The following is a 6,453-nucleotide window of genomic DNA, read 5'->3' on the forward strand; positions in this document are numbered from 1 at the left end:
CTCGCTTGAGAGTGCTCAATGCTATCCCGATGCGTTGACCGCGCAGGATGGTACGCTGGATTTGGTGAAGCGCTTGAACCATCCACCTTGAGAGAGGCTAATGCGGTTGATGTCCTTCGCGGTCTTGCAAGCGGGTCCTACACCATTGCGAGGCGCGCCCTTGGCCATGCATCAGTTTCTACCCACCAATACCTGACGCCGGCGACGCCTGCGTCAGGTAGGGTTCGTTCACAAATTCTAGACCGCGAGGCCCAGTTTCGTGACGTGGATTTCAAACGTCGGATGCATATCGGCACCAACTACGTTGTCTTTATGGTGGCGATAGATGGATCGCCAATAGGGTTGGATAATCACGCCTTCGTCTTGCATGATCGCCTGCAACTTGGCCATCACCTCGCGGCGCTGATCCGCGTCCGCGATTGCCAGAGCATCGGCCAAAAGCGCGTCAAACTTCGCATTTGCGAAGGCACTTTCGTTCCATGGCTCGCCGGAGCGATAGGCCAGCGCGAGCACCTGCACCCCCAAAGGCCGCTGTGCCCAATCTGTTGTAGACAGCGGGTATTTTGCCCAATCATTCCAGAATGTTGCCCCCGGCAGAACCGTGCGCTGCATCGGGATACCCGCATCCCGGATCATCGCGGCAGCCGCGTCCGAGGTGTTCTTGCGCCAAGTATCATCGATCGACACCAACTCATGTTCAAAATCGGCCATCCCTGCTTCGGCCATCAATGCCTTGGCCCCCTCAGGGTCGAACACAGGCGCCGGTAATTCGGCATATTCGGGATGGATCGGGGACACGTGGTGATTTTCCGCGAAACGCCCGTTGTTGGAAAAGCCCAGTTCCAGCAGGACTGAGTTATCAACAGCCATGGCGAGCGCTTTGCGAACACGAGCATCAGCGTAGGGTTTCATGCCGTTCACCTCGGCATCTTGGTTGGCCCGGATCACGACAGTGTTCGCTGTGACAGCCTCGGATTTGGACCAGCCAATGGCATCCATCACCAAGATGAAATCGCCGATGGATTCGTAGACCATATCGACCTCACCGGCGTCGACGGCGGCCACGATACCTGCCTGCTCGGTCCCGAAGTCGAGGTATTCAATCCGGTCCAAATACGCGCCGTTGCCCCACCATGTGTGGTTTTCATTCTTTATCAAAACCGCCTTTACGCCGACCTCAAAATCGCCGGGCAAATAGGGGCCGGTGCCGATGGGGTTTTCCAACGGATCGCCCGTGAAACTTTGGTGTACAATCGCGGCGGGGTAATCAGAAAACCCCGCGATCAACGTGATATCGGGCTGACCGAGGACCAAACGTACGGTGCTATCGTCGACGACAGTGATGGCACCGTCGCGGGCGACCCCAGTTTCGGCATCCACCAACGACCCCATACGGGAGGCCATTGAGTTGCCCTCAACCCCGGACTCGCACCATCGCACGATATTGAATGCAACATCCTCAGCGGTAAAGGCATCGCCGTTGTTCCACGTGACGCCTTGACGGACCTTGAGCGTATATTCCGTGGCGTCCTCATTCACCTGCCATGCTTCCAAAAGCATCGGTTCAAAACTGCCATCGACCTGATATTCCACAAGGTATTCCAGATACCCGCGGGTAAAATTCGACATCTGCGGCCAGTCGTACGTGCGCGGATCCTTGAGAGCCTTAACGGTTGACTCAATGCGCAGCGTACCGCCTGCCTGCGCATGAGCAGCCGCGTAAGCGGGCTGCACGGCACCCAATAGGCCGTACGCGGTGGCGGTCGTAACGCCCAAAGACGTCGCGCGGGTCAAGAATTCACGGCGCGACAGAGTTCCGGCGCGGACCTCCTCTGCGTAAGCGCGGGCAGCGGAATGGATGTGTTTTGGATCGGACATAAAACGCTCTTCGGTTTCGATGAAAACTTGGGAGCCGCGCCCTTGCTCGGGCGATAAAGCGGCTCAGAGCGCGGTTGTCGCACCCATTGATCGAAGTGGAACCATGGCTCAAAAACGACATTTTTGATAGAATACGACATGCTGCATAAGCGCAATAGAAGTTTGGCCGACACGGTCACATGACCGGAAAACCGCCACTATCGCCTATGAATTAAGAGCGTGGCGAAGCTGGTTTGTCGCGACAGGCCAAATACACAACATAGTCATGGCCTGCACATCATAATGCGATGCAAGCAGCGCCTTCGAAATCTACCACCACCTGGCCAATGAAACCCGCCGAGTTTGTATTTTCCGACATAGCGTTGTCATTGACCTGCAAAGAAAAATTGCCTTAAGCCGCGAGCGATACATTTACTGGATCGGGCGGTACATCACCCTGCCCCCCTAGCTCAAGAAAGACAACGAACATGCCCACGGCTTTTATCACAGGCGGCGCGAAACGGATCGGGGCCGAGGTTGCGCGCGCATTGGTGACTGCCGGATTTAAAGTCGCGGTGCATTACAACACGTCGCACAGCGAAGCCGAGGCCCTTAGGGCAGAGCTGAACGCAATCGCCCCAGACAGCTGCGCCGTTTTCCAAGGCGACCTGAGCGATCGGGCCGACTTGAACCGGGTCTTTTCAGATGTGATTGACTGGCTTGGCCCTCTCAACCTCCTGATTAACAATGCCTCAATGTTCATGAATGATGACATCGGCAACATTGATGAGGCACAGTTTGACGGTCATATGGCCGTGAACCTAAAGGCGCCCGTGTACCTGACGGAGCTGACCGCGGCGCAGTCAGAGGGGTTAGAGGACTGTCTCATCGTGAACATGCTGGACAACAAAGTCTTTGCGATGAACCCCGATTTCTTTACCTACACGCTCAGCAAAGCCGCGCTGTTCACAGCGACAGAAATGCTGGCAATGCGGTTTGGTGGCTTTCCGCGTGTCGCGGGTATCGCCCCGAGCATCACATTGATTAGTGGCAAGCAGTCTCAGGCAAACTTTGAGAAAAGCAGCCGGATCAACCCCTTGGGCCGCCAAGTCACGCCGCACGAAATCGCACAGACGGTTTTGTTCATGTGGAAAACCAAAAGCTACAATAATCAGGTTCTCACCATCGACGGCGGCCAAACCCTATGGGAACTGCCGCGAGACGTGGCCTTTTTGGTGAAGGAAGGTTTGGTCGATGACTGATTACACAATCAAGATTGAGGATCTCTGCGTTGAGATGTTTCTGGGGCTGCATGCCTTTGAAAAAGAGAAAACGCAGCGCGTACTGATCTCAATCGAGTTGGATGTCGAGGGTATCGATGTCGCGCAGGGGCGGTTCTTCGACTATGATCACGTGGTGGATTACGTGCGTGGCTTTAACCAACAGCGCATCGAGACACAGGAAGAATTAACGGCAACGATCCACGCCCACGTGATGGCACGTGGATGCCGGGCGGCTCGTGTTTATTCGCGCAAACCGGACATCTACGATGACTGCGCCTCTGTCGGTGTTGTGTACCGCGGCTAACCACCCAAACACTTAGAATTGAGCGCGAAAAGTCAGGCCAAACACCTGTTCTTGGTCCCCTACCTGCTGCGACGAGGGCGAGGCGAGATACCCCTCCAACCGACCAAGCGCGAAATCGTAGGACGCGCCCAGTCCGACCGACGTGCGCAAATCGGACGTATCTTGCAGTGTCCCCGACGGGGTAACCGCACTATCCAACCCCCACACGCTGCCCGCATCCACAAATGCGAAGACATCCACACCGGGCAAATCGGCCACAACCGGCAGCAAAACATCCGTGCGTAGGGCGCCAAACCGCGTCCCACCCAGATCGGTCACCACGGTGCCATCAATATCGCGAACGCTGACCCCACCACGCTCGAACCCGCGCAGCGATGCTCCTCCCAAAACGAAACGATCATTGGCGCGCGTGACCGCACTGCCCTGCCCCGCAACATGCCCCATCTCAAGGGTTGAGCGCAGGGCAAATCCTGCCGGCAATGGCGCAAATACACTGACCTGCCCCTCACTCCGGATAAGTTTGGCATCCCCCGCAATGCCATAATCCACACTGACCATCCCGCTCCAAGTCATACGCTTGGCATTTTGGTTGATGCCCCCAAAACGGTAAGACAACCCGATCTCTGTTGCGTCCCGGGTTCCGACATCACCTTGCAAGATCGAGGAGCCCGTAGCCGCAACAGCGCTGATGTCTGTCTCAGTGAATGTGAGGCGCGCCTCAGCTTGACCGCCGCCCAGATCCATTTGCACGAAGGGCGCGATGGACATGCGTTCATAGTCGAACAACGTATTGTCATATTCATATGCGCCGTAAAATAAGCGCAAGCCCACCCCAGCGGTTTCGGACAGGGCATCGCTGTCAAACACCTGTACCTGGGCGCTCTGCACCTCCTCGGCGACAGTGATCTCGCCCAAGACATCGGCGCCCAATCCCAACGCGTTCTCAAGCGATAGGACGGCCCGGCCAAACACCCCTGTGTCACTGTCATAACCCAGCCCAAAAGTCAGCAGACCCTCATAGGTGGGGGTTTCATCGACGGTTACTATCAGCCGCGTGCCATCTGACCGGATGCGGATAAAATCGAACTCACCAGTGAATTCCAACGCCTCAATCGCTGCGCGTAGATCATCCGCGTAATAGATTTCACCCGGTTGCAGATTTGCCGTGGCCAAAACGTCTTGGTCGCTAAACCGCGCGTTGCCATTGACAATAATTTGGCTGAAAGCACGCGGCGTATCTGCCACTGCAGGCCCCGCCGCGATGCTAGCTGCTACCGCGCCAAAAACAGCAAAGGCTGCGGCCGTCGATTCTAATTCACGCATAAAAACCCCTTATTCTCAGCGACGCGCTGCAAAACAGCAGATCGCCAAATGGGTCGCTGCCGAACATATTTCCGACGCGCACACCAAAGGGCCTGTGCCTTCGCGCGCACGCGCGAGGTTGCACAGCAATTTTGATACCAAATCCGAATACCGCTGCAGCAAAGGACACAATCACCCCAAAAAAGCAGCATAGCAGGGGCATATGATTGCAAAAATACAATCCTTTTCAACGGTCGTTAATAAAGGTTAATAATATCCCTATAATTAGTTAATGGTTGCCCTCAAAAGATTGTAAATTTGATTTAAGTCACTGAGTGCAAGGATTATTCATGTCCGGAAATCATATGGCCATACTGGCCGCGCTGACCTTTGTCGCAGGTTGTACTGGCGAAGGTTCCATCGGGTTATCACCGGGGGATGTGCCCGGTATCCGTGCGATGAACCCATCCGTTGGCGAAGAATTAGACGCCAACCGCGATGGTGTATTCATGAACGCCTCTCAGGCACGGACACGACTTGATAGCTTTCCCGGAAATGGCGAATTTGACCTGTCGAGTGAGGACCTCAGCAACGGCCAATGGCCGATTGACACCATCACCTACAAGGCCTTTCGCAACACATCGGATCGCGCCATTTACATCCGCCGCGCATTGGGGCGCTATGCCCTGATTGAAGCCCGTGAGCGGGGCCTTGGTACGTCGCTGAAAGGCGTGCGCCGGGTCGCGCATGTTTCGTCCCCCTCAACATCCGGCGAATGGTGGGTCCGCTCAGCCCATCGCGGCGATCTTTTGCCCGGACAACGCGCCAAAAAGATCTCGTTGCCCGACATCATCAACGCCACCGTCCGCAATTCATTTCAGATCGCGGCGTTCGGCGACCTGCCAGCCATTCGCGGCACAGCCATCCAAGAAGCCCGGGGCCGCTTCGTTCCCGAAATCTTCGCCGACGCCAGCATTGAGCGTCGCGATGAGTTCGCCACGAGCCCAGCAAGCGCGGGCGGCGCTGCACGTTTAACCACGGACGAAGACGACGTCGAATTTGGGGTTCGAAGCCGCCTGCAAACCGGTGGTGAAATTTCGTTATCCCAGCGTTTCACCACCACCGACACCAACGACACAGCGTTCATTCCCGGTGAGCAGACAGTTTCTCAAACGGCACTGACCTATGTGCAACCCCTGCTGCGGGGGGGCGGATTTACCTATACCGATAGCACCCGTCGCATCGCCAACATGGACACACAGATCGCGGTTGAGGAATTCCATCGCCAAGCATCCGCCCATCTGTTGGAGGTCGAGCGCGCCTACTGGAACCTGTATGTCGCGCGGTCTGTGTATGCACAGCGCCGCCATCTGGCGGGTCACGGTGCCCAAATCGCCGAGCAGATCGGCAACCGTGAAGGGATTGATGCAGATCCCGTCCTGATCAATCGCGCGCGATCTTTGGCGTCGCAGTGGCGGGCCGATATGGTCCGCGCAAAAGCCGCGATGGAGAACGCTGAATTCCGGCTCGCTGCACTTGTGAACGACAAGCGTCTGGGCCCTGCAGACGTTGAAGTGCTGCCCACCTCGGCACCAAACGGCGCGCTGCACCTGCTGTCCACCAATGATACGATTGAGGCCATTTTCATCCATCGCCCTGAAATCCAGCAAGCGATTTTACAGTACGAAGCCGCCCTTCTGCGCGAAG

The 6,453-nt window shown here is 56.4% G+C and carries 5 protein-coding genes; 3 read left to right on the plus strand and 2 right to left on the minus strand.

The genetic code is table 11. The features are described 5' to 3' along the window. Positions 1–237: 237 nt before the first annotated feature. A complete protein-coding gene (locus AC4GMC_RS07700; RefSeq protein WP_487875905.1) occupies positions 238–1,878 on the minus strand; it encodes an ABC transporter substrate-binding protein in 1,641 nt (546 codons plus the stop codon). Between the two features lie 467 nt (positions 1,879–2,345). Between AC4GMC_RS07700 and AC4GMC_RS07705 the strand changes: the two genes are divergently transcribed. Continuing rightward, positions 2,346–3,119, plus strand: a complete 774-nt coding sequence (locus tag AC4GMC_RS07705) for an SDR family NAD(P)-dependent oxidoreductase (protein WP_487875904.1) — start codon at positions 2,346–2,348, stop codon at positions 3,117–3,119. Continuing rightward, on the plus strand, positions 3,112–3,444 hold the full coding sequence (locus tag AC4GMC_RS07710; RefSeq protein ID WP_487875903.1) for a dihydroneopterin aldolase: 333 nt from the start codon (positions 3,112–3,114) through the stop codon (positions 3,442–3,444). The genes AC4GMC_RS07705 and AC4GMC_RS07710 overlap by 8 nt, the downstream gene beginning before the upstream one ends. A gap of 12 nt (positions 3,445–3,456) precedes the next feature. Here the strand turns inward: AC4GMC_RS07710 and AC4GMC_RS07715 are convergent, their stop codons facing one another. Next, positions 3,457–4,767 (minus strand): BamA/TamA family outer membrane protein, encoded by a 1,311-nt coding sequence (locus tag AC4GMC_RS07715; protein ID WP_487875902.1) that lies wholly within the window; start codon positions 4,765–4,767, stop codon positions 3,457–3,459. Between the two features lie 329 nt (positions 4,768–5,096). Here AC4GMC_RS07715 and AC4GMC_RS07720 point away from each other — a divergent pair. Continuing rightward, on the plus strand, positions 5,097–6,453 hold a 1,357-nt coding region (locus tag AC4GMC_RS07720), incomplete at its 3' end, for a TolC family protein (RefSeq protein ID WP_487875901.1).

This window comes from Thalassobacter sp. (assembly GCF_982993085.1).